The following is a 24,005-nucleotide window of genomic DNA, read 5'->3' as shown; positions in this document are numbered from 1 at the left end:
CTGTGGAAAACTGCTAAAATCCCTGTGGAAACGCTGTGGAATGAGTGAGGAAAATAGTAGCCAATGATAAGAATTACAAAAATGTCATCAACCTATGACATTTAAGCTCATGAAATTAGCTTCTCAATCTCAGTTATCATCGTGGTTGCCCTCGATACATCCCCAGGTCTGGATTTTCGCAATTGGGAGATTTCTCTCAGAAGTTGGCACCGGCTGTACCTTGTTTTATGCCCCCATCTTTTTTGTTAATCAACTTGGTTTATCTGCAACCAGTGTTGGGGTAGCCTTGGGTAGCGCCTCGATTTCCGGCATTCTAGGGCGGATTGCAGGTGGTTCTTTGGCTGATTCTGAATATTGGGGACGCCGCCGCACTTTATTGCTAGCGACGGCGATTTCAGCAATTGCTTCTCTAGTTTTAGCGACAACCAATAATTTCACTACTTTGATAATTGGTAGCTTGATTAGCGGTTTAGGGATAGGTTTCTATTGGCCGGCGGCTGAAGTTGTGGTTGCTGACGCTAGCCAAATTGACAATCGCCGCGAAACTTTTGCGATCGCCAGACTAGCTGATAATCTTGGGTTAGCGATCGGAATTGTGTTGGCTGGGTTTTTGATCGCGATAATTGGGAGTTATCGCTGGCTATTTGTGATTGATGCCATCTCTTTTATGGTATTTTTTGGGGTTGTCTATGTGGGGATTAGTGAAACTGAACAACAGCAGATAGAGGAATCTGAAAAGACAGAACTTTTTGCTGCTTGGATGGCAGTATTAAGCGATCGCCGTTTCCTGGTCTACATCGCAGTTAATATATTCTTTACAATCTATATTTCTCAAATCCACAGCACCCTGCCGCTTTACTTCAAAAACTTTGTCTTTGTCGAAAGTACCGCCAAGGGATTTGCTGAAACTACCATTAGCGGACTATTTGCTTGGCATCTAGTGTTCGCAATTATTTGTCAGTTGCCTGTCACTAGTATTTTAAAACGCTGCTCTCACACACTCGCGCTCACTGTTTCCGCCATTTTCTGGGCAATTGGTTTCGGCCTGATTTGGGTAAGCGGTACAGCCCCATCTCATCATCTGGTTTGGGTAATATTGGCATTGGGAGTATTTGCAGTGGCGATTGTTTCTTATACCCCATCTGCTGCCTCTTTAGTGACTGAGTTAGCCCCAGAAAATCAACGCGGCGTTTATTTCTCCATCAACGCTTTATGCTGGGCTGTTGGCTCTTTTATTGGTCATCCCTTGGGTGGATGGGCATTAGATCGACCACAAATTATTACTAATAGTTACTGGCTAGGCTTCATCTTGAGCGTAGCGATCGCTGTGGTAATTTTACAGTATCTCAATCGAATTCTGGCTGAGTAGGGGCGCACAGATGTGCGCTTATTTTCCCTCTATTGACGACGTTCTTGGAGCTTGCGATATACCGATTTTAAATCCACTTGATGGTGGGCTAAGGCAACCAAAGTATGATATAGCAAATCAGCCACTTCACCTGCGATCGCATCTGCTTCATCATCCTTAAAAGCCATTACCACCTCAGCGGTTTCCTCACCAATCTTTTTCAAAATTTTGTTATCGCCACCTGCGAATAACTTAGAGGGGGTTGAAGAGGTTTAGTAAGTTATCTTTATACGTGTTAATTAATGCCGAGGTGTATAGATGAGGATAACTGCTGAGGAGTTGTTGCAACGATATGCTGCTGGGGAAAGAGATTTTACTGGGGTTGATTTGAGTGGGGCTGACTTGAGTGGTATCAATCTTACTGGGGCTAACTTGAGTTTTGCCAATTTGAGTAGTGCTAATCTCATCGGTTCCAATTTGAGTGGTGCTAACTTGTTTAGAGTCAGGTTGGATAATGCGGAATTGGTGGGTGCTAACTTCGCTGGGGCTGATTTGAGAAGAGCCAAGTTGGAAAGTGTTTACGTGAGAGGAAGTGCTAACTTCGCTGGGACTGACCTCAGAGATGCCTCCCTGACTGTTCTTTTCGAGGGCGTTAATCTGACAGGGGCTGACCTCAGTGGTGCTGATTTGTATAGGTCTTGCCTGGAAGACACTATCTTGAGGGATGCTAACCTGACTGGTGCTGATCTGACTAACGTTTCTTTCAGGAATGTTGACTTTACCAATGCCAATTTGATAGATGTCACTAATATGAGTTTTGACAGTCATGATACTGTTATTCTCCATAACACCACTATGCCAGACGGCAGTATTATCACTGATAACCGTTGGAGTGGATAAGGAATAAAAACTATTCAGCAAAGATTTTTCACAAATCCACGGTAGGATGAATTGTTTTTTTGATCTATTGCCGACGTTCTTGGAGCTTGCGATATACAGATTTTAAATCAACTTGATGGTGAGCTAAGGCAACCAAAGTATGATATAGCAAATCAGCCACTTCACCTGCGATCGCATCTGCTTCATCATCTTTAAAGGCCATTACCACCTCAGCGGTTTCCTCACCGATTTTTTTCAAAATTTTGTTATCGCCACCTGCAAAGAGTTTACAAGTGTAAGAACTTTCAGTAGGATGATCGCGGCGATCGCATATTATTTGAAACAATTGCGACAATGTATCTCCTGGAGGTGAGACAATCTTCCCTTCTATTTGGTGAAAACAACTGCGCTCTCCAGTATGGCAGGCAACATCTCCTAATTGTTCTACGCCAATGAGCAGCGCATCACTATCGCAGTCATAACGGATACTCTGCACTTTTTGGATATGCCCAGAAGTCGCCCCCTTGTGCCACAATTCTTGCCGGGAACGGCTCCAAAACCAAGTTTCTTCAGTTTCTAAAGTCTTTTGTAACGACTCCTGATTCATCCACGCCATCATCAGGACAGTACCATCTAGATAGTTTTGGACTATTGCAGGCACCAGACCCCGTTCATCGTAGCGAATTTTCTCAACCGGGATGGTGTAATGCAGCGATCGCGAATCGTTAGAAGACATACCAGCTAGTTTGCTCTAATGAGAATAATTTATGGATTCACGATACCATTCAAAATAGGGCAGTTGGTATGTTTTTTTTAATTAAATATCCAAAGTCAAGTCTTCATTGGACTTGCATAACATAATGTTATTTTTTTGGTTCCGCTAATTTTATAGGATAGAAATTCTAAGCAGTGTTTGACCCTATTCTAAGATAGACCGTTTTATTGCCCACTGTTAGGAGAGAACTTTGGTAAATACCACAATTAAAACAACAAAATCACAAGAAGTCTTCGCCGCGGCTCAAAATCTCATGCCCGGAGGAGTCAGTTCTCCAGTTCGTGCCTTTAAATCTGTGGGCGGACAACCCATCGTTTTCGATCGTGTCAAAGGCGCGTATATTTGGGATCTAGATGGCAATAAATACATAGATTATGTAGGCACTTGGGGCCCAGCTATTTGCGGTCATGCTCATCCAGAAGTAATTGCAGCGTTGCATGAAGCTTTAGAAAAAGGCACCAGTTTCGGCGCTCCCTCAGTCCTAGAAAATGTTTTGGCAGAAATGGTCATCGATGCCGTTCCTAGCATCGAAATGGTCAGATTTGTCAACTCTGGAACTGAAGCCTGTATGGGAGTTTTGCGGCTGATGCGGGCTTTCACCAACCGGGAAAAAATCATCAAGTTTGAAGGTTGCTACCACGGACACGCCGATGCGTTTCTAGTAAAGGCGGGTTCAGGTGTTGCTACACTTGGTTTGCCAGACTCACCGGGAGTACCTAAATTAGCAACTAGCACCACTCTAACTGCACCTTTCAATGACTTAGAAGCAGTCAAAGCTTTATTTGAAGAAAACCGCGACGAGATTGCCGGTGTCATTCTTGAGCCAGTCGTCGGCAATGCTGGATTTATCGCACCTGATGCTGGCTTCCTAGAAGGGTTACGGGAACTAACTCACGAGTATGGAGCGTTATTGGTATTTGACGAAGTGATGACAGGCTTCCGCATTGCTTACGGTGGCGCTCAAGAAAAATTTGGCGTCACTCCCGATTTAACAACCTTGGGTAAGGTGATTGGTGGTGGTTTGCCAGTAGGGGCTTATGGTGGCCGCCGAGATATTATGTCAATGGTTGCGCCCGCCGGCCCCGTATATCAAGCTGGGACTCTTTCTGGTAATCCCTTGGCGATGACTGCTGGGATTAAGACTTTAGAATTGCTGCAAAAGCCAGGTACTTACGAGTCTCTTGAGCGAATTACTAAAAAACTAGCAGATGGTTTGCTGCAAATTGCCAAAGAAACTGGTCATGCAGCTTGCGGCGGTCAAATCAGCGCCATGTTCGGCTTATTCTTTACCGCTGGCCCAGTTCATAACTACGAAGATGCGAAAAAGTCTGATACAGGCAAATTCGGACGCTTCCATCGCGGAATGTTAGAGCGTGGTGTTTACTTAGCACCCTCTCAATTTGAAGCTGGGTTTACATCTTTTGCTCACACAGAAGAAGACATTGAGCAGACTTTAACTGTTGCACGCGATGTAATGTCTAGTCTGTAACCCTTTAAAATAAGGGATTTCCAAATAAAAGTATCCTTCCTGTTAACTCTTGTTGTGGGGTGGGCATCTTACCCCACAAAATGGATGATTTATAGGAAGTCCCTTTTTTGAGACAGAAACAAGCGTGCGGAATTTTCGGACTCACTTTAAAAGCATTATTTGCAGAATTTTCAGCAGTTAATGGTGTTCAATGCTCTAACGCTGCTGGGGATCGAAGAAATTTTTTAACAGATTTGCTCTCTACCGTCATTACTCAAGAAAGGTCACATCTTCGTCATCATTTCGCAATGGCTTCGTCAATAGAATATGCAATATTTAGCCTACATTAAGATTCATAGTTAATGAGGCAGGATTAATAAATTATAGGGGGTTAAGTCCCTCGCAACTAAGAAATGTCAAGTTTTGTGGCTCTTATCTGAATGTCCGTTGCAAAACTTAACTTAATTACAAATTATTTTACTTGCCTTTTACAGTTCTCGAAATTTCCTCATACCCTATAGATTACAAAAATTAATGCGTAAGAAGGTTCTCACCTTTATGGTGAGGGTTTTGCTTATAGATATTAGATTATCCATCGGGTAAGGTATTTTTTCAGAGTCAGGGTTGGAGCTAACTTAAAAAAATATACCAGTCATAACTGTAGCTTGTATGGTAAGGCTTACAGAGTAGAAAAAGCTGCCATAAGTATTGTGAAAAAAAGATGGTTCGACCTTGAAGGAGCTATGAAGTGGACGACAATAAGTCATTTTTTGGTCTGCAAAAAATATTAGTTACGTTGCTTGTCTTGAGTGGGAGTGTGAGTGTCAGCACGATGATGCTTATTAAGTCAAGCTCCTCTAATGCTCAAAGTACAGAGAATATAAATGTAAACAATCAACCAAGCAAAGTTGGAATTCAGCAGCAGATTGAAGAACTCAAAGCGACGATGCTTAGAAGTTGGCAGCAACAAGTACAAACAAAAGGTTTTTCATATACTGTGCCACTACGTTTTCAAGGGGCAGTAGTTGATGCGGCAAAATTGACTCCCAAACAGAAAGTAATTGCGCTCACCTTTGATGATGGGCCATGGCCTGAAAGTACCGGGGAAGTACTAGATATTCTCAAAAAAAATCAGATTAAAGGGACATTTTTTCTCATTGGGCAAAACGTGAAGAATTATCCAGGCTTAGTAAAGCGGGAGATTGCTGAGGGTCACGTAATTGGTAATCACACTTGGCATCATTGGTATCAATTCTTAAATCCACAAGCAGCTGCCTATGAAATTGACCACACAGCAGACTTGATTTATCAAGTGACAGGGATTAAAACAAATTTATTTCGACCACCAGGGGGAATTATGCATAATGGGGTGGCTAGTTACGCTAGAAATAGCAAATATGCCATCATTCGCTGGTCATCTGACTCTGTAGACTACTCACGTCCTGCTGTACCAAAATTAATTAATAATGTGTTTAGGAGGGCCAAGCCAGGTGGAATTGTGCTAATGCATGATGGTGGTGGTAATCGCTCTAAAACTGTGCAAGCTTTACCAGAAATTATTGCCAACTTTCGGAAACAGGGCTATAAATTTGTTACTATTCCTGAACTTTTAGAAATGCAAGATAAAGATCAAAAACTAACTGCAAACAAAAAAACCGTCCAAAACTAACATCTGAACGGAATTTTAACGTATTAATACTTTATACCAATCTAGTTATGTTGCCAGTTGTGCTGATACCTTACAACTACAAGTCAGGGGGTAAAATCACCTGATCGATTGCGTGGATTACGCCGTTACTACCTGTGATATCTGCCTGTGTTACTTTAGCATCATTGACAGTTACACCGGTAGCAGGATCGACTTTAACGTTGATTGTGCCACCTTCGAGGCTTTTAACTTCGCCAGACTTTAAGTCAGTAGACAATACCTTACCAGCTACTACATGGTAAGTTAAAATCTTGAGCAATACTTCTTTGTTATCTGGTTTTAACAATTCTTGCAAAGCATCTGGTGGCAACTTAGCAAAAGCTGCATCAGTGGGTGCAAAAATAGTTAAGTTATCTTTGCCTTGCAAAGCTGCGCTTAATCCTGCTGCTTTCAAAGCCTTGGTCAAGGTGGTAAAGGAAGCGTTTGACTCTGCCAAGGCTAACAAGTTTTTGCCTTGATTGTTACTTGCTCCTGGTTTTGGTGGAGTTGTAGAAGGTGTATCAGTAGATGGTGTGGTAGGTTGAGTTTCGTCCGGGATAGGACGTGGGGTGCGGGGTGTAGGTTCACTAGGTGTAACACTACCACCACCACGGTTATAGGGAGGCTCGTTGAAAATACTTGGTTTGGGATTTAGCGTTGCACCACTATTCTGTGCTACTGGTTTGCGTTTGGTATTGCCCTTTTCTATTTGGGAAACAGCTTCGGCAGGTGTATAAGTGTTTGCTTGGAGGCGTTGACCTTGGTTATAGGGAGTTTCGTTGAAAATACTAGGGTTAGGATTTAGTACCTCTTTTGCATCAGATGGTAAAGTAATGAGGACGCTGAAACTAGTAAATCCTGCTATGCCTGCCAACGCGGTCAGCAATTTGCTGTAATTTGTCTTCATAAATTTTGTTTTTCTTTTTGTCCACACATTACATAAAGATTTATAACATTTTGCTATGCACAAAATCTAACTCAAGAGGGAAGTAAGATTTTTCTCTAGAAGAGCTTGTGCTAGTGAGGTAAGATATTTAACCTCGATTCGCGTTGATAAGTATGAAATATATCTACCATATATTTCGCAAATTTTCTCTATCACACGAAAATTTAAAAATCCCACTCGGTGTAACATAAATTCTCAGAAAGTGTGAAACTCTTACCCCTACAAGTTATGAGTTAAAATTGGGTCTGGAGAAAAATTATACTCAAAAGACAATTTATATACATACTTATACGTAAAATAATAGTTGATTCATAAATCCTGAATTACATAGAGAAGAAGGCTATATTTCCTAATTAACCATTGATTATTCAGCAAAAACACAGAAATTAATTACCGAAATCTTTTAACGTAGACTAACGCTGACAAAAATTGCACTAACTGTTGAAGACTCACGAATGAGGGGTTGAGTTTATTTAGATGCTGAATTAAATTACTTAATTATTTGATATTGCAATCTATCAGAAAACAATATTTTTTTTAATTGATAATTTTGCCAAAAATCAGGCATCGGTTAAACCCTAATGTCAATTAAATAGACAGCTAACCAACTAATACCAATAAAAATTACTTAAACTAAAGATACAATTGTAAAGTTAATAAGTTGACCAGTTACAAGAGATAGAACACATGCTGGAATTATACCAATGGGAACTCTCTCAATACTCAGAGAAAGTGCGCCTAATTCTAGATTTTAAAGGACTAGATTACCGCAAAATAGAGGTCACGCCTGGGATTGGACAAGTGGAACTGTTCCGGCTGACTGGTCAAAGACAAGTGCCTGTATTAAAGGATCGTAATAAATATATTGCGGATTCTACGGAAATAGCTAAGTATTTAGACTTAGAGTATCCCGATCGCCCCATAATACCGCAAGATTCTAAACAACGGGGTTTAACTTTATTAATAGAAGAATGGGCGGATGAGTCCATAGGCATCAAAGGTCGCAAAGCACTATTTGCAGCCGTAAGTCAAGATCAAAATTTCCGTAAGTCTTTATTACCCACCTCAACACCAGATATATTTAAAAGTCTGGTTCAAGGAGTACCTAGTGACTTACTGACAGTGTTGGGTTTTGGCGTAGGTTACAGTCCAGATGTGATACAGTCAGCGATCGCATCTTTAAAACAAGACTTGGAAGCCTTGACGTTATTATTGGCAGATAGTCCCTATTTAACAGGAGATGAGCCGACTTTAGCTGACTTAGCGGTGGCTGGATTATCGATATTACTTAAGTTCCCCTCTGGGCCCTATCTGGATTTACCAGCTTCTATCAGAGGTAAAGGATTGCCAATCTTTGCCGAGAATATAGATTATGCACCATTCTTCACCTGGCGCGATCGCCTTTACACCCAATTCCGCAAACCTTTAATTAGTACTACTCCATCAACAGGAAGTGCGCCAACCTCGATTCAGATTGATTAGATAATTGGGCATGAGAAATTGGGCATGGGGGATGGAGAAGAAAAACAAATGACCAATGACCAATGACCAATGACAAATGACAAATGACAAATGACTAATCAGATGAATTCGGCACAGCCATTAGGTTCGGTCATTCAAGGTTCTTTAACTGAAGGTTTAGAAGTCCGATTGCATCCTGACATTTCTGTAGAAGATATGCGGGTGGGTAAATTTCTTGTTGTGCAAGGGATGCGATCGCGTTTTTTTTGTATGCTGACAGATGTAGCATTGGGAGCTGCTAATGCCCGAATTATTGCTAATCCCCCCAGTTGGGAAGACACTTTTTTACGAGATGTTTTAGCCGGAAGTGGTACTTACGGTACTATCAACCTCGCGCCGATGTTGATGTTCACTCCCGAAACTGAAGAATCTTTCTCCCCAACAAATGGCAAATCAGCAAATCCTTTCCTCCCATCGGTGACGGGTTTGGCTTCATTTGTGCCCCAAACCAGCACGACGATAGAATTGTTGCCTGTTAAAACTATTCCTAGTCACTTTAGTCAAGTTTACGAAGCAAGTGTTGAAGATTTTCGCCGGGTATTTGGTTGGGAAGATGACCCCCAAAGACGCAACTTTTCCATCGGCAAACCTTTGGATATGGATGTGCCGGTTTGCATCGATTTAAATCGCTTCGTGGAACGGAGTAATGGGGTATTTGGGAAATCTGGTACTGGTAAATCTTTTCTAACGCGGTTACTTTTAGCTGGCGTTATCCGTAAAAATGCGGCAGTCAATTTGATTTTTGATATGCACTCCGAGTATGGCTGGGAAGCCGTTGCAGAAGGTAAGAACGTCAATACGGTTAAAGGTTTAAAGCAATTATTTCCCAGTCAAGTGGAAGTTTACACCCTCGACCCAGAATCGACAAAGCGGCGTGGTGTGCGTGATGCCCAAGAACTTTATTTGAGCTATGAGCAAATAGAAGTTGAAGATATTAAGTTATGTAGCCGAGATTTAGGACTCTCTGACGCAGCCTTAGATAACGCCAATATTCTGTATAGCGAATTTGGCAAGTCTTGGATTGTCCAGTTGCTAAATATGACTAACGAAGAAATCGAGATGTTCTGCGACGAGAAGCGCGGACACAAAGGCTCGATTATGGCATTGCAGCGCAAACTCTTGCGGATGGATAGCTTGAAGTATATGCGAGCAGTTTGCCCCCAGAATTATATTAGTAAAATTGTGCAATGTCTGGAATCTGGGAAGAATGTTGTGATAGAATTTGGTTCCCAGTCTAATATGCTCTCTTATATGTTGGTGACGAATATGATCACCCGACGCATTCACGAGCATTATGTCAAAAAAGCAGACAAATTTCTGCAAAGCAAAAATCCTTGCGATCGCCCCACCCCATTGATGATTACCATTGAAGAGGCGCACCGTTTCCTTGACCCGGCTATCGTCCAAAGTACTATCTTTGGGACTATTGCCCGCGAACTGCGAAAATATTTTGTCACACTTTTGGTAGTCGATCAACGTCCATCAGGCATAGATAATGAAGTTATGTCGCAAATTGGGACTCGTATTACCGCTTTGCTGAATGATGAAAAAGACATTGACGCGATTTTTACAGGTGTATCTGGTGGTAGCGGACTGCGATCGGTATTGGCAAAGCTAGACTCGAAACAACAAGCTTTAATATTGGGTCATGCCGTTCCCATGCCCGTAGTAGTCCGCACCCGACCTTACGACGCAACTTTTTACGCAGAAATTGGTGAGCCAGCCTGGGAAGAAAAACCTGACGCAGAAGTATTCGCCGCTGCGGAACTAGCCAAAGCTGACCTTGGATTTTAGATTGTCATTTGTCAGTTGTCCTTTGTCCTTTGCAAATGACCAATACAACTCTTGGAGACGCTCCGCCAACGACTACGCGGTGGTTGAATCTCGACTTCGCTCGATTTTTGCGCAGTTGAAACTCAGTACAAATGACAAATGACCAATGACTAATGACCAATTCGTGACATCCCTCCATTGTCACAGCAAATTAAGTTCGGTTATCCGGCTAGTTTTTGGCAACAGAAGAGGGGTTTTTGGCGTCACTATAGATATAGTCAGTGATTTCAAGGAAATTTAAATTTTTTTTCTATAACGGCTGCTTTTGAATTATAATGATAGGTTTTATCTTAAGATAGTTTACTATTTGGCTGATTTATCGTATTATAAGTTAAGTAGAACTCATACCGACTTCAGATTTACCGCTCGGTGTTAGTAACTGTCCAAGAGAATAATTCTCAAAAATAACCAGCGTGCTTATAAAAGATTGAAAATTTAGGGAAGGTAGAAAAACCTATCATTGGGGGCTTACCGTTTTAACAACGGCTGCATTAACTAATTTATTTTGGTAGCTCTTGATATTTCATGATAGATGTACTACTTTTACCCATCCATTTTAGTAATAAAACATACATTATCTTTACGAAGTAGAGGACATCGCACCAATGCCTACTGTCAATACCCAAACCGAAAACCTCAACACCAAATTCACGGCTGATATGGTGCGAACCTATCTGCGAGAAATTGGTCGTGTACCACTGCTAACCCGCGAACAAGAAATTGTCTTTGGGAAGCAAGTGCAACAAATGATGACGCTGATCGACGCCAAGGAAGCTTTGGCGAAGAAGTTGCAACGCGAACCGGATATTTCAGAGTGGGCCGAGCACGTTAAACAATCGGAAACCGATGTGCAACAAACAGTGGCGCAAGGTAAGCGGGCAAAGCAAAAAATGATCGAAGCGAATTTACGCTTGGTTGTTGCTATTGCTAAAAAGTATCAAAAGCGGAATATGGAGTTTCTGGATTTAATCCAGGAAGGAACACTAGGATTAGAGCGGGGTGTGGAGAAATTTGACCCGATGAGGGGTTATAAGTTCTCAACTTACGCTTACTGGTGGATTCGCCAAGCAATTACTCGTGCGATCGCTCAACAAGGTCGTACCATCCGCTTACCGATCCACATTACCGAGAAACTGAACAAAATCAAAAAAGTGCAGCGCGAGTTAGCTCAAACTTTGGGGCGATCGCCGACTCCAGCCGAAATTGCCAAAGCACTAGAACTAGAACCTGCTCAGATTCGCGAGTACCTGAATATGGCTCGTCAACCAGTTTCTTTGGATGTGCGAGTTGGGGAGAACCAGGATACTGAGTTGCAAGAAATGCTCGAAGATGATGGTCCATCACCAGAGTATTACACCAACCAGGAATTCTTACGCCAAGACTTGAACAACCTGCTAGCAGAACTAACCCCGCAACAGCGAGAAGTTGTAGCTTTACGCTTTGGTTTAGAAGATGGTAATGAAATGTCATTGGCGAAAGTTGGTGAGAGATTGAATCTCAGCCGCGAACGCGTTCGTCAGTTAGAGCATCAAGCTTTGGCTCATCTGCGTCGCCGTCGTGCCAATGTCAAAGAATACGTTGCTAGTTAAAACAAGAGACGCGAAATTTCGCGTCTCTACACCACCTTGGTGATGCGCTTCCTGAATTCAGGAGGCGATTTTTTTTTGCTGAAAACTTAGCGGCGAAAGCGGAGGCTAATAAAGATTAGTACAGCAAAGAAGACACCAATGCCTACACTCCAGCCAAAAACTTCAGCCCGGAAGCGGAGATGTTGTTGATAATCGTTAGGCTGGGCGAGAATGACGGCGGAGGCTATTTGGCTACTGGCAAGTCCAACACCTGCGATCGCTATAGTTGTATTGAGAGTGCGATCGCTTTTAGTTTGCTCTAGGTCAATAATACCTTGGATAGTGTTATTGAGATTTTGCAGCAAGGTTAATCCTGGACTGAGAATCACATAATCTACTTCTACTTGTCGCTGATATTTTTTGCCATAAAATTCACTTTCGCTAAACTCTTGGAGAAATTTTAAGTCGCTACTTGTGTATTCTTTCTGGATATATGCTAAACGAGATTTATAATTTTCTAAGTTTAATTGAATAGTCTGGCTTTGATTTTCTAGATCGTTTAAGGCAATCGTGTAGTCTGATAAGTTGATTAAATTATTTGTCAGACTTTCTTGGAGTTTACTTAATTTTAAGCTGTTGGTTTGCAGCAACCTTGGTAATTCGATTGTCTGGTTAATCGATGGTTGAATTTCGATATATTCTTTTTTGAGAATCTGTTTTTGATAGCGACTTTGATAATATGACCAAACTACTTTATGACGGTATTGGCATAAACGTAATAAATCATAATATACAGCTTGTACTTGTTTCCTCATCTCATCTGGTGAAATATGTTCGGGAAACAACCAAATTAAGATATGATAGCTTGATTTTCTAAATTCATCCCAAAATTCTTTACCATCTACGCCTAAATCTTGTGGACAATACCACAATTCAAAAATCGTACCTTCTTGGAACTTACCCTTGCCAATAAAATCTCGTTGCCATTTGTAATCGCTGACAATTTTGGTGTAACATTCTTTGGCTATCTCTTCAACTTCCGCCTCTGTTTTAGTGTTGGTTAGCTTTCCCCAAAGTAACCAAGTTTGTCCAATTGTGCCTGTTTGCTGAGATAAGCGATTAGTAATTTCTTCTTTTAGTTTTCTAAAAGGTGCGCCGTCAATATCTTGGGGAGCATAATTAGGTTTACTGTCAGCATCTAATTGACCAGAATAGTCAACTTGTAGCGCGTAAGTATCACCAATTTGCAGAGGATAGTAATAGCCATCTAGAGGTGATGGAAAGTCTCTAGTTTGGGCTTTTCCGAGCAACTTTACATCTCCACTATTATTTTTATGCTTCAGGAATTCTTGGTGCTTTTCCTGAAAGCTCGTTTTATCTAAATCGCCATATATTTTTCGACAAAAATCTTGGCAGTTCTCGTTGATTTTTGTCTCATCTTCTCCTAAACCATCTTTTAAATCGTAGAGGAATAAATCAATACTGGGATAAATAATCTTCTCAGTCATTTACTGTTCTGCCATGAATAAAGTCCCGAACCTTTTGCAGAAGATTTGGTTTTACAGCTATCTTTGCAGCAGATACCGAATTATTGTTACTAAAAGCATTAAATGCTGCATTCGTCAATTCCGCAGTTGGTTCAGTTGGTAAAGGCAGAGGTGGTAAACCTTTAGTACGTTCGCCAGTTTTTTCAATTCTAGTAAGTTCTGTTTGATAAACTTTATCTAAGGGTGGATAACTTTCGGCGATCGCATCTAATTTTCCGATAATATTATCAGGATCGACTATTAGGGCTTTGCTGATGTCATGTAGCTGTGTTTGGATATTGTCTGGCAAAGGTTCATCCAATTGTGTGAGAGCCGTGAGGAAGGCTGTCAGAGTAATTATGTTGTTAGGTTTCATAGAGATTTTTTAGAGTCATCTATTAATGTCTCACGCAAAGGCGCAAATAAATAAGAAATTTTATCCACCAGTAATTGTGAAAGCTGCCCAATAGTAGGGATGGTGAAAAGGTTGTTGGTTCTTTTCTGATAACTCCATTTGACTAATTTGATTAAGTTTTCTTCTGATAAAAGGACGGAGAGTCGTTTCATCTGATGCTAACTTAGCCAAGATTACTCGATAAATTCTTTCAAGTTGACTAAATGTTAAACTACGTAACCATTTTGTTGCTTTATTGAGGGCAACTACTGGCGATTTGCCTTTCTTTATTTGCCAGTAAAAGTAAATCATTAAAAAACTACTAGCATCGTCAGTCACAGTCCACAATGTACTAACGACATCGGTAACACCCTGATAGAGAAAGGCACTGACTAAACCAACATATTCAGCAGTGATAGTTTGATTGCTAGTGATGGCAGTTTCACAAGATGAAAGGCTAACTAGTTGATATCCTCTGAGGTTCTCAATATGAAAAATCTCCTCTAAAGTCAGTAACTCTTTACCGCTAAGAGCCAAAGCAGATTGTTGAGGATTATGGAAATTATAGGTGCTATGTCCTGTGAAGTGAAAAATAGCGTAACGATCTTTTAGGGCTGCTTTAAGTGTGGTATTCGTCGCGGCTTCTCCAGAAATTCGTTTCGGCGTAGGGTTTTGGAATAACTGGGTAATAGCAGCAGATTCGATTTCTGCATGGGGCAAAATAGGAAAACCTTCACTGTCGGGATGTTCTACACTCAATAGGGGCAATTCACCAATTGCTCTGAGATTTGTTTGCTTCAAGCTTTGTAAGGTAATACCTATTTGGGCGCTAGGTAAATAGGTGATGGTGAAGTTATCTGTAAATATTGCATGGAGTGGTAAGCGGTGCAAATCACGATGAGGAATGAGAATTAAGTTTGTGATGCCGTTTAATTCTTCTTGAATAGCAGAAATATTGAGGATATTTTTCAACTCCTCAAGTTTATCTGGCATTAACTGTCGCCAAAGTTTGTTTTTGGGGCTTTGTTCGTCTTTTGCTTTGTCTCGATAATCGGCATATTGTTGATTCCAATTTTTCACCCAGCCTTCAAAATCGCGTAGACGCAGATCCCCTCTAGCCCCGTTTAAAAAGAGAGGAGTTGTAGGAGCATTTTCATTCTGGCTGGAAAAGGAGGGAGTAGAGAGGATGATGGGTGATGGTGCGTTGTGTTTCAGGATGAAAGTGTGTAGGGCGTAAGGGCTGAGATGCCAATAAACAACAGCAGTTGAGGGATTCAGCAGTTGTTGCATTGTTGAATAACTGGCAGAGGAAATTTCATCAGTCCATTCATCCAAAAGCCAACGCAAGCAGGTATTTTTGCTCTGTTCTGCTAATTCAACAGCTTGTACTAGCTTCTCAGACTGCACAGCTAAATCAACAGTTAACTGTTGAAACCATGCAAATTTCAGAGCTAGTTGTTTTTGACTTTTATCAGAGCGATTTAGTTCATTTAATAAGCGCCGCAATAAATCAGTACCCTGTCGCTGGAGTTCTGTAACTTCGGCTGTTTCGTTTAAATCTAACTGGACGTGAATCAAGTTTTGCAAAACCTCTAGATGCAACTCAGGAAAATTTGTTGCTGTAAGAGTTTGTAGTGCCTTTTTGTAGCTGGTAACAGCTTTGTCAAAAAAATAGCGGGCGTTATAATCATCTCGCCCTCGCAAATAATGAGCATCACCTATTGTCTTATGCAATTCTCCCGAATATTGTGGGTGCGTGTCTTGCGGGCAATGCTTCAAACCTTCTTTATAGTTTGCCAATTTACCTTCATAGCCAGGCTTGTTTAAATCGGGATTGTTAAATTTTTGAGCAAATTTTTGAGCAGGGTCGGGTACTGCTGCACTAAATAAATCTATCCTCTTTCCAGTTACGTTTCCTCGGTTAATCCAACCTAAGTGTAAGTCTGGTTTTATTTCGAGAGCTTTGTCGTATGATGCGCTTGCTTCTTCTAGTAGCTCTAAGTTAAATAGCGCATTACCCCGGTTGTACCAAGCTTGGTGTAAGTCTGGTTTAATTTTGAGGGCTTCATCATAGAATGTGATCGCTTCTTGAAATCGCCCTAATTTAAATAACGCCGCACCCCAGCTGTTTGAAACTTCGTGGTCGTTGGATCTAATTTTGAGGGCTTTAGCGTAGGATATGATCGCTTTTTCAAATTGCTCCAAATTACTCAGCGCATTACCCCGGTTTTGCCAAGCTTCGTGGTCGTCGGGTTTGATTTTCAAAGCTTCGTCGTAGGATGTAATCGCTTCTTCAAATTGCTCTAAATTACTTAATATGAAACCCTTGTTGTACCAAGCTTCGTAGTGGTCGGGTTTGATTTTCAGGGCACTTCCAATAGATACAATTGCTTCTTCAAATCGCTTTAAACTACTCAGCGCCAAACCCCGGTTTTGCCAAGCTTCGTGGTCATCTGGTTTGATTTTCAAGGCTTCATCGTAGGATGCGACTGCTTCTTCAAATTGCTCTAAATTACTCAGCACATTACCCCGATTGTACCAAGCTTGGTATAAGTCTGGTTTGATTTTCAAGGCTTCATCGTAGGATGCGATCGCTTCTTCAAATCGCTCTAAATTACTTAATATAAAACCCTGGTTGTACCAAGCTTCGTGGTCGTAGGGTTTGATTTTCAAGGCTTCATCGTAGGATGCGATCGCTTCTTCAAATTGCTCTAAATTACTCAGCGCATTACCCCGATTGTACCAAGCTTGGTATAAGTCTGGTTTAATTTTGAGGGCTTTGTCGTAGGATGTGATAGCTTCTTCAAATCGCTCTAAATTACTTAATATAAAACCCTGGTTGTACCAAGCTTCGTAGTCGTCGGGTTTGATTTTCAGGGCACTTCCAATAGATGCAATCGCTTCTTCAAATCGCTCTAACTTATTCAAGGCTGTTTTAAAAGATGTGTTTGCTTCCTCATATCGCCCTAACTGACGCAACGCCACGCCGCGATTCTGCCAAGCATCATAGAAATCAGGTTTAATTTCAATAGCATTGTCGAAGAATGCGATCGCTTGTTCATATAGCCTGAAACCATACAGCACCGTCCCTTGATTAAACAAAGCTTCTGCTTCATCTGTAGTAGATTCACCAACAACATCAACTTGCTTAATCCCTTCTTGATTTCGCCTTCTCTCGGCGTCCTCTGAGCCTTTGCGGTTCATTTGCTGCAACCATGTATTGCTTTTGTAGTGTATTTTAGCAATTTTACGGAAAGTTATATCGGCGGTTGAAAAACGTATCTACAGAACCAAAACCCACCTTCGTGGGTTTTAAACCCTCAATTTTTCCTTAATCTACGGAGGTAGACTTTGCCTGTGTAGGCGCGAATGACCTTCACCCTAGCTCTAAGTTGACACACATGCTATTGTTAGTCCATACAATCGCAATGTAACTCAAAACAATCGCATTATCAGGCGAAACAATCGTATTGTCAGCCTATAGTTTAGATAAACAAAAATATTTACAGTCATTGTGAGCAGAGCGAAGTAATCCCAGCCTTTGCGATTGCTTCGCTTCGCTCGCAATGACATTGTGTAATTAATTATAGTTCAGCCGCGATTTCTAATCGCCAGGGCTACATCCGTTTCAAATCTTGTAAAACTTCGGTGGCTGATTGATAGCGATCGCTAAAATGATAGCAAACCATTTTATCTAAAATTGCCGCTAATTCTTCACTCACTTGCACTGTTTGCCGCCACATCACATTACCCGTTTCTGGATCTGGGTGAAGTTCTTGCGGTGGTATCCCAGTTATGGCTTGAATAGCAATCATTCCTAAAGCATATATGTCACTGCATAAGCGGGGATGACCGGCAAATTGTTCTGGAGGTGCATAACCCCGCGTCCCAATGGCTACTGTGGCTAATTCTGTTTGCTCGCTACTCGACGGTTGCATCAATTTGACAGCACCAAAGTCAATCAATACCAGCCGATTATTTTGAACGCATCTAATAATATTAGTCGGTTTAAGATCGCGATGAATCACTCGATGTTGATGAACAAATTCTAGAACTTCTAAAACTTGTTTGAGCATCTCGATTACAAATGATTCATTCTGCACATTCTGTACGGGTGGTAATTCTTCGCTTAGGGTATGTCCCTCAATATATTGTTGAATTAAATAAAATTCGTGGTTATCTTCAAAATAAGCAAGTAGTTCGGGAATCTGATGATGTTTACCCAAAATTTCTAAAATTTCAGCTTCACTATGAAACAATCTGCGAGCGACTTGCAAAAATCGTGTATCTTGACGCGCTGGCATTAACTTTTTAACTACACAAGTAGGATTACCCGGCCGTTGAGTATCCTGTGCTAAATAAGTCCGACCAAATCCACCTGCACCAAGAGTTTTAGAAATTTTGTAGCGTCCACTCAAAAGCAAATCACCTGATTTTATTTCTGGTGAATCAACTGGGGGAGGAAAGTCAACAGACGAGTCGGGAATTGCTGTTTTATCTTCTAAGAGTACATTTAATTGGGCGATCGCTTCTTGTTGTTTTTCAATTTGCAGAACAATCACCTGAGTTTGCCGCTGATTTTGGTAGCTAGTATAAGCGATCGCACAGATACTACTAATCGCCAACGCAAGAGCCGGAGGGATTAACGGCACCCATCCAGCTTGTAAAAACAAAGCAACGCAGATTACTACTAAGCCAAATAGAGTTATCGTTTCTACCACTAGCAAAAGCAGCGGATTTTGCCACCGCAATGCTAAAACACCACCTAATAGCGACCAGCCCCATACCCAAATAAGTTCCACCCAGTTTGGCCAATACCAAATCAAGGGTCGCCCATCCAACACTGTACTGATGAGTTGACTTGCTATCTGTGCATGAATCAATAGAGCAGGCATTCTGGCTGGTTGATCTGGCAAAGCGCTGTAGGGCGTATAAAAGCCACCTGGAGGGATATTAGCTGCTGTAGTGCCAATAATTACCAGACGGTCTTTGAATAAACTGGGGTTGACTTGCCCACTAAGAACATCTGTGAGGGTTACTTGGTCGGCGAGGCTGTTGGGGTGACGGTAGTTTAATAATATTTGATAGCCTTGTGCATCCAAATGTTGGTAGCCGCCAGAATTAGGTTGTAAACGCCGGAACAGGATTTTACCTAATATAAAATCTCCTTTTTTAGTGAAATCGTATTCAATACCTTGTTTTTCTAGATAATTAATTGCAATTAATGCACCAAATGCAAATTGTGTTGTACATTTCTTATCTGTAGAGTTAGCAAATAATAAAGTGCGGCGGAGACTTTGGTCGTTTTCATTGTCAGCGACCACATCGCTAAACCCAACATTATCGATAGCGGCATTCGGCGGCGGGGGAATTTCATCTCTACCCAAACTGCTGAACAAACAGGTAGTGACAATGTTATCTTGATTTTGGAGATTAGCCGCCAAATTATTGTCTTCCGGTCGGAAAAGATATAAACCAACAATTCGCGGTTGATAAGACTCTATTTTCTTTAATAGCTGATTGATTGTCCGATCTGATAGAGGCCATTTCTCGCGTTTGAGATCGTTATCAGTAATTTTTACTAGCACAATCCGCCGATCGGGTGCTTCTGCTGGCCGCGATCGCAACATCTGGTCATAAACTCTTAACTCCCAAGGCTGTAACCATTTAAGTTCCCGAACTCCCCAGATAAAGGCGGTAACTCCGACACTGGTAACAAAAATAATTTGCAGCCAGCTTTTGCTCTTAGAAGTTTCACGGGAATCCTGAACTTTGACAAAAGGTAAGCGGAGTTTTTCTAATAGTCCACTAATCACGGCGTTGCGGCGATAGCCTGAATTGGGTAGATTTGTAGGCGCAGAAGTTAATTTTCGGAAGCTAGGTTAAAAGCTATTTAACCTGATGTTTATATTAATGTAGCAATTTAGTTGCTATTTAGAGACTTTGACGTATTCCTATTTTTAAAGCAAGCTTACGTCCAGCGTCAACCATAAAATCAGATAAGCACTAATCATCTGTTTGAGATGTTTGAACATCTTCAACAGAACTGGTAATTGGGAAAGAAATCGGATTAGGAGATGGAGTTAGTGAATCTAACTGAGGTTGTTCAAGTGATGCTTCAATGCTTGAATCAGCAAAATAGGAACCAACGATCTTATCATAGTTAGAAGCAACAGCTAAAAAAGCGCCACCCAAAATATAGATAGGTAATGGCAGATTAAATTCTTGCAACCAGTCAAACAGTTCCGCTAAGGCAAACAGCACTAAAAAGCAAGCAAGCCAAACCTTCATATTTTTATCCCCTGAATTGAAACAATTCTATTACTAGCTTAAATAGCTTGCATGATAGTTGATGTAATACATAATCACTAACTTACAAGAATGCAGAGGGGCAGAGGGGCAGAGGGGTAGAGGGGCAGAGGGGCAGAGGAGAAAAATGATTTTCGGTACAAGCCCTGCCCCTTGGCGATCTTCTTCCCCATTGCCCCCCTGCTTCTTCTTATAACCTTAGATGGGTGCAGTTAGAGCCATAGCATCTGCTATATTGCATGAGAAAAATCAAAATATATTTAGCTTATGCCAGCAATCGAACAGCCAAGGATTGCACAGTTGGTTCGTGAGACTCGGCAGTGCCTTAAATTTACACAGGTAAAACTGGCAACGATATTAGGAGTTTCCTTCCACACTATAAATCGATGGAAAAATGGACAGACACAACCTTCGCTACTGACGATGAAACAAATTGCAGAACTATTACGGCAGATGGGAGAATCTGGCGAGTCGCTTTTAGCCAAATACTTTTAAAATGAGTGAGAACCTGAAAGCTCAAGAGGTTATTGATTTGCAGCAATATTTGAGCGAACAGCAAGTTGCGCTGCGCGATAGTGAAGCACGCTACCGTTCACTGGCAGAGGCCAGCGCATCCATTGTCTGGAGGGCAGCACCTTGGGGCAATGTTGTTGATGAGATTCCAACTTGGCAGGGGTTCACAGGGCAAAGTCCCGAACAATATAAAGGATGGGGTTGGGTTGAGGCTCTACACCCAGAAGATCGTGCATCGATGGTGGAAATTTGGCAACAGGCGTTTCCTACACGCAGTGTTGCAGTTGCTGAGTATCGCGTTCTACGGCATGATGGCGAATACCGTTATATGAATATACGCGGTGTGCCTATACTCGATGAAATAGGCGAAATCCGCGAATGGGTGGGAATGTGCGTCGATATTACCGAACGCAAGCAGGCTGAAGCCAAATTGCGCGACAGTGAGGCGTGTTTTCGGCTGCTGGCTGAAAATTCAACTGATATTATTTCACGCCTTACAGTAGATGGAATTATTCTGTACGTTTCACCAGCTTGCTACACAGTACTGGGATATCAACCAGAGGAGCTAGTTGGTCATCCCAGCCAGGAGTTAGTTCACCCTGATGATTTGGTAGAGATTGCGAAAAATTATCCAGTCAATGCTGATTTACCAGATATTTATACCATTACTCACCGTGCCCGTCACCAAGACGGACATTATATCTGGTTGGAAGCAACTATTCGAGCTATCCGCGATCGCCAAACTCAAGAAATTTTAGAAATGCAAGCGTCTTCGCGAGATATCACTAAGCGCAAACAAGTGGAAGAGGAGCAGCGTTTCTTAGCTGAAGCTAGTAGGATTTTGGCTGCATCATTGGATTACGAGATAACCCTAGCAGGTTTGGCGCGTTTAGCAGTGCCGGAAATCGCTGATTGGTGCTTAGTTGATATTATTTGTGACAATCAATTAGTCCGTCGGGTTGCAACAGCCCATGCCAATCCAGAGAAACAAGAATTGGTAGAACAGTTACAAAATTATCCGCCTGATTTGGCACAAACAGTAGGTGTTGCGAAGGTAATACGGACGGGTAAATCAAAAATTACTCATTTTATTTCTGAGGAACAAATCCAAGGGTTAACCCACAACGCCAGTCACTTCAAAATATTGCAAGAACTAAATCCAACATCTGGGATGAGTGTACCGTTAATCCTTCGGGGGCGAGTGCTGGGAGCTATGACTTTGGTATCTTCTTCAGGTCGTTTCTACGATACCAAAAACCTGATGTTAGCTGAGGAGTTGGCTAGCCGAGCGGCGATCGCTGTTGATAATGCCCGACTCTACAGAGAAGCACAGCAATCTCAACAGGCGGCTTTACGCGCAGCATCTCGCACTACCCGTCTGCAAGCAATTACCGCTGCCCTTTCTGAATCTCTAACTCCGACACAAGTTGCTGAAGTAATTGTAGAGCAAGGTATAGCAGCTTTGAGAGCTAGTTCTGTTTTTGTGGCACTACTGACTCAAAGCGGCACTGAATTAGAAATTGTCCAAACTGTTGGCGGGCAAAAAGAAATATTAGATTCCTGGCGTCGATTCTCGATTAATGCATCCGCGCCACTGGCAGAAGCAGTAAGAACTAAGCAGCCTATTTGGCAAGAGCCAACCGAAACAAGGATTGCTCGTTACGCAAATCTTGCCAAAGAATACGCTCAGTCCAACTACGGCGCTTGGATTTCGATTCCACTGATCGTAGAGGGACGAGCTATCGGTGGAATGTCTCTAGCTTTTACCGAAATTCAGAACTTTAATCAAGACGATCGAGCCTTTATGCTGGCACTCGCACAGCAGTGCGCTCAAGCGATGGAACGTGCCCGTCTATACGAGGCAGAACAAACCGCCCGGAAAGCAGCAGAAAATGCCAACCGAATAAAAGATGAGTTTCTGGCAGTACTTTCTCATGAATTGCGATCGCCACTCAACCCAATTTTAGGTTGGTCAAAGCTACTCCAAACCAAAAAACTTGATGAAAAGACAATCCCTCAAGCGCTGAAGACTATTGAGCGAAATGCGAAGTTACAGGCTCAACTGATTGAAGATTTACTGGATATCTCCCGGATTTTACAAGGTAAAATCAGCTTGAATATCTACCCAGTCGATCTGACATCTGTGATTTCGGCAGCAATGGAGACAGTACGGCTATCAGCAGAAGCTAAATCAATAGAGATGCACATCAGCCTGGAACCAAATTTGGGACAAGTTTTGGGAGACTCCAACCGATTGCAGCAAATCGTTTGGAACCTGCTCTCAAATGCGGTTAAGTTTACACCAGAAGGCGGACGGGTTGATATTCGACTATCATCATGTTCTAATGTCAACTCAGCACCCAGCACTCATAACTCAGCAATCATTCAAGTCAGCGATACAGGTAAAGGCATCGACCCCAATTTTCTGCCTTACGTGTTTGAATATTTTCGTCAAGAGAATAGCAGCACCACCAGAAAATTTGGTGGATTGGGGTTAGGATTAGCGATCGTTCGTCACTTAGTCGAACTGCATGGCGGGACAGTGCAAGTAGAAAGTGAGGGCGAAGATCGGGGGGCAACTTTTACTGTAAGATTACCGTTAATCCAAAATCAATTAGAGATTAAACAAGACAGTAGCAATTCTGAGCCATCCTCAAATTTGAATGGTGTCAAAATTTTAGTCGTGGATGATGATACAGATACGCGAGAATTTATTGTCTTCTTACTAGAGCAGTATGGGGCAAATGTAACAGCAGTAACATCAGCAAATGAAGCCCTAGCTACTTTAGCCCAATCCTTGCCAGATATACTTTTAAGCGATATTGGGATGCCAGAAGTGGATGGATGTATGTTCATGCGACAGTTGAGAACACTGCCACCAGAGCAGGGAGGAAAAATTCGCGCGATCGCACTTACCGCCTATGCTGGAGAAATGAACGCTCAACAGGTGCTAACAGCCGGATTTAACAAGCATATTGCCAAACCAGTAGAACCAAGCGAATTAGTAGATGCGATCGCCAACTTAATCGCTGAATAAACCTGCCTCTACCTTCAAGGCTACCAACCAAGGGAGATAATAAAGTAAAAAGTCCCAATGCAGAATATTGGAAAATACGCTTTAAGACTGTACGGCGTTGTGGTTGAAATGACTTGTTCATCAATTATGATTTTCCTCGTAAGTTTTAGCGTTTACGTTGTCAGTCTTACTTTCAAAAGCAAGTAAGATAATCGGAAGTTA

At 41.9% G+C, this 24,005-nt stretch carries 17 protein-coding genes and 1 pseudogene; 10 read left to right on the top strand and 8 right to left on the bottom strand.

From position 1 onward, the window contains the following. Positions 1-94 precede the first annotated feature (94 nt). A complete protein-coding gene (locus V7K84_RS19010; RefSeq protein ID WP_334840281.1) occupies positions 95-1,369 on the top strand; it encodes an MFS transporter in 1,275 nt (424 codons plus the stop codon). A gap of 29 nt (positions 1,370-1,398) precedes the next feature. Here V7K84_RS19010 and hisE read toward each other — a convergent pair. Further along, positions 1,399-1,617 (bottom strand): annotated as a pseudogene (gene hisE, locus V7K84_RS19005) (phosphoribosyl-ATP diphosphatase); the annotation flags it as partial. Between the two features lie 49 nt (positions 1,618-1,666). Between hisE and V7K84_RS19000 the strand changes: the two are divergent. Then, entirely contained in the window at positions 1,667-2,248 is a 582-nt protein-coding gene (locus V7K84_RS19000; RefSeq protein ID WP_334840280.1) for a pentapeptide repeat-containing protein, read from the top strand. 64 nt (positions 2,249-2,312) lie between these two features. On the opposite strand, the gene hisIE is transcribed toward V7K84_RS19000, so the two are convergent. Beyond that, entirely contained in the window at positions 2,313-2,963 is a 651-nt protein-coding gene (gene hisIE, locus V7K84_RS18995; RefSeq protein ID WP_334840279.1) for a bifunctional phosphoribosyl-AMP cyclohydrolase/phosphoribosyl-ATP diphosphatase HisIE, read from the bottom strand. Positions 2,964-3,192: 229 nt separating this feature from the next. Here hisIE and hemL point away from each other — a divergent pair, with 229 nt between their 5' ends. Both hemL and V7K84_RS18985 read left to right on the top strand, forming a co-directional pair. Continuing rightward, a complete protein-coding gene (gene hemL / locus V7K84_RS18990; protein WP_334840278.1) occupies positions 3,193-4,491 on the top strand; it encodes a glutamate-1-semialdehyde 2,1-aminomutase in 1,299 nt (432 codons plus the stop codon). A gap of 727 nt (positions 4,492-5,218) precedes the next feature. Continuing rightward, positions 5,219-6,139: a polysaccharide deacetylase family protein gene (locus tag V7K84_RS18985; protein ID WP_334840277.1), complete on the top strand. Its 921-nt coding sequence runs from the start codon at positions 5,219-5,221 to the stop codon at positions 6,137-6,139. Positions 6,140-6,215: 76 nt separating this feature from the next. Here V7K84_RS18985 and V7K84_RS18980 read toward each other — a convergent pair whose 3' ends face one another. After that, positions 6,216-7,064 carry a fasciclin domain-containing protein gene (locus V7K84_RS18980; RefSeq protein WP_334840275.1) on the bottom strand — a complete coding sequence of 283 codons (849 nt, stop codon included), beginning with the start codon at positions 7,062-7,064 and terminating at the stop codon, positions 6,216-6,218. 726 nt (positions 7,065-7,790) lie between these two features. Here V7K84_RS18980 and V7K84_RS18975 point away from each other — a divergent pair. The 4 genes from V7K84_RS18975 (at position 7,791) to V7K84_RS18960 (ending at position 12,046) form a co-directional block, all read left to right on the top strand. Next, a complete protein-coding gene (locus V7K84_RS18975; protein WP_334840273.1) occupies positions 7,791-8,585 on the top strand; it encodes a glutathione S-transferase family protein in 795 nt (264 codons plus the stop codon). Between the two features lie 102 nt (positions 8,586-8,687). Next, on the top strand, positions 8,688-10,418 hold the full coding sequence (locus V7K84_RS18970; RefSeq protein WP_334840355.1) for an ATP-binding protein: 1,731 nt from the start codon (positions 8,688-8,690) through the stop codon (positions 10,416-10,418). Positions 10,419-10,563: 145 nt separating this feature from the next. Beyond that, positions 10,564-10,698, top strand: coding sequence for a hypothetical protein (locus tag V7K84_RS18965; protein WP_334840271.1), 135 nt, complete (start codon positions 10,564-10,566; stop codon positions 10,696-10,698). A gap of 364 nt (positions 10,699-11,062) precedes the next feature. After that, the gene (locus V7K84_RS18960; RefSeq protein WP_334840270.1) at positions 11,063-12,046 is read left to right on the top strand and encodes an RNA polymerase sigma factor, RpoD/SigA family; all 984 of its coding nucleotides are present in this window, start codon (positions 11,063-11,065) and stop codon (positions 12,044-12,046) included. 86 nt (positions 12,047-12,132) lie between these two features. Here V7K84_RS18960 and V7K84_RS18955 read toward each other — a convergent pair whose 3' ends face one another. The 5 genes from V7K84_RS18955 to V7K84_RS18935 all read right to left on the bottom strand — a co-directional run bounded on the left by V7K84_RS18955 (position 12,133) and on the right by V7K84_RS18935 (position 20,236). Continuing rightward, positions 12,133-13,533: a hypothetical protein gene (locus tag V7K84_RS18955; RefSeq protein WP_334840269.1), complete on the bottom strand. Its 1,401-nt coding sequence runs from the start codon at positions 13,531-13,533 to the stop codon at positions 12,133-12,135. Beyond that, complete coding sequence (locus tag V7K84_RS18950) at positions 13,526-13,927, bottom strand: hypothetical protein (RefSeq protein ID WP_334840267.1); 402 nt, start codon at positions 13,925-13,927, stop codon at positions 13,526-13,528. The genes V7K84_RS18955 and V7K84_RS18950 overlap by 8 nt, the downstream gene beginning before the upstream one ends. A gap of 60 nt (positions 13,928-13,987) precedes the next feature. Further along, a complete protein-coding gene (locus tag V7K84_RS18945) occupies positions 13,988-17,149 on the bottom strand; it encodes a CHAT domain-containing protein (RefSeq protein WP_334840265.1) in 3,162 nt (1,053 codons plus the stop codon). Between the two features lie 413 nt (positions 17,150-17,562). Beyond that, on the bottom strand, positions 17,563-19,761 hold the full coding sequence (locus V7K84_RS18940) for a CHASE2 domain-containing protein (RefSeq protein ID WP_334840262.1): 2,199 nt from the start codon (positions 19,759-19,761) through the stop codon (positions 17,563-17,565). Between the two features lie 190 nt (positions 19,762-19,951). After that, entirely contained in the window at positions 19,952-20,236 is a 285-nt protein-coding gene (locus tag V7K84_RS18935) for a hypothetical protein (RefSeq protein ID WP_334840260.1), read from the bottom strand. Between the two features lie 285 nt (positions 20,237-20,521). Between V7K84_RS18935 and V7K84_RS18930 the strand changes: the two genes are divergently transcribed. Beyond that, a complete protein-coding gene (locus tag V7K84_RS18930; RefSeq protein ID WP_334840259.1) occupies positions 20,522-20,749 on the top strand; it encodes a helix-turn-helix transcriptional regulator in 228 nt (75 codons plus the stop codon). 1 nt (position 20,750) lies between these two features. After that, positions 20,751-23,804 carry a hybrid sensor histidine kinase/response regulator gene (locus tag V7K84_RS18925; RefSeq protein ID WP_334840257.1) on the top strand — a complete coding sequence of 1,018 codons (3,054 nt, stop codon included), beginning with the start codon at positions 20,751-20,753 and terminating at the stop codon, positions 23,802-23,804. Positions 23,805-24,005: the final 201 nt, after the last annotated feature.

This window comes from Nostoc sp., assembly GCF_036917315.1.
Taxonomy (GTDB): Bacteria; Cyanobacteriota; Cyanobacteriia; order Cyanobacteriales; family Nostocaceae; genus Nostoc.
This window is presented reverse-complemented; position numbering and strand designations above follow the sequence as displayed.

Coding starts and splice junctions, on each gene's coding strand:
- V7K84_RS19000 (WP_334840280.1), top strand. CDS start 1,667: ATGAGGATAACTGCTGAGGAGTTGTTGCAACGATATGCTGCTGGGGAA.
- V7K84_RS18945 (WP_334840265.1), bottom strand. CDS start 17,149: ATGAACCGCAAAGGCTCAGAGGACGCCGAGAGAAGGCGAAATCAAGAA.
- V7K84_RS18975 (WP_334840273.1), top strand. CDS start 7,791: ATGCTGGAATTATACCAATGGGAACTCTCTCAATACTCAGAGAAAGTG.
- V7K84_RS18970 (WP_334840355.1), top strand. CDS start 8,688: ATGAATTCGGCACAGCCATTAGGTTCGGTCATTCAAGGTTCTTTAACT.
- V7K84_RS18950 (WP_334840267.1), bottom strand. CDS start 13,927: ATGAAACCTAACAACATAATTACTCTGACAGCCTTCCTCACGGCTCTC.
- V7K84_RS18930 (WP_334840259.1), top strand. CDS start 20,522: ATGCCAGCAATCGAACAGCCAAGGATTGCACAGTTGGTTCGTGAGACT.
- V7K84_RS19010 (WP_334840281.1), top strand. CDS start 95: ATGACATTTAAGCTCATGAAATTAGCTTCTCAATCTCAGTTATCATCG.
- V7K84_RS18935 (WP_334840260.1), bottom strand. CDS start 20,236: ATGAAGGTTTGGCTTGCTTGCTTTTTAGTGCTGTTTGCCTTAGCGGAA.
- V7K84_RS18980 (WP_334840275.1), bottom strand. CDS start 7,064: ATGAAGACAAATTACAGCAAATTGCTGACCGCGTTGGCAGGCATAGCA.
- V7K84_RS18960 (WP_334840270.1), top strand. CDS start 11,063: ATGCCTACTGTCAATACCCAAACCGAAAACCTCAACACCAAATTCACG.
- V7K84_RS18925 (WP_334840257.1), top strand. CDS start 20,751: ATGAGTGAGAACCTGAAAGCTCAAGAGGTTATTGATTTGCAGCAATAT.
- V7K84_RS18955 (WP_334840269.1), bottom strand. CDS start 13,533: ATGACTGAGAAGATTATTTATCCCAGTATTGATTTATTCCTCTACGAT.
- hisIE (WP_334840279.1), bottom strand. CDS start 2,963: ATGTCTTCTAACGATTCGCGATCGCTGCATTACACCATCCCGGTTGAG.
- V7K84_RS18965 (WP_334840271.1), top strand. CDS start 10,564: ATGACTAATGACCAATTCGTGACATCCCTCCATTGTCACAGCAAATTA.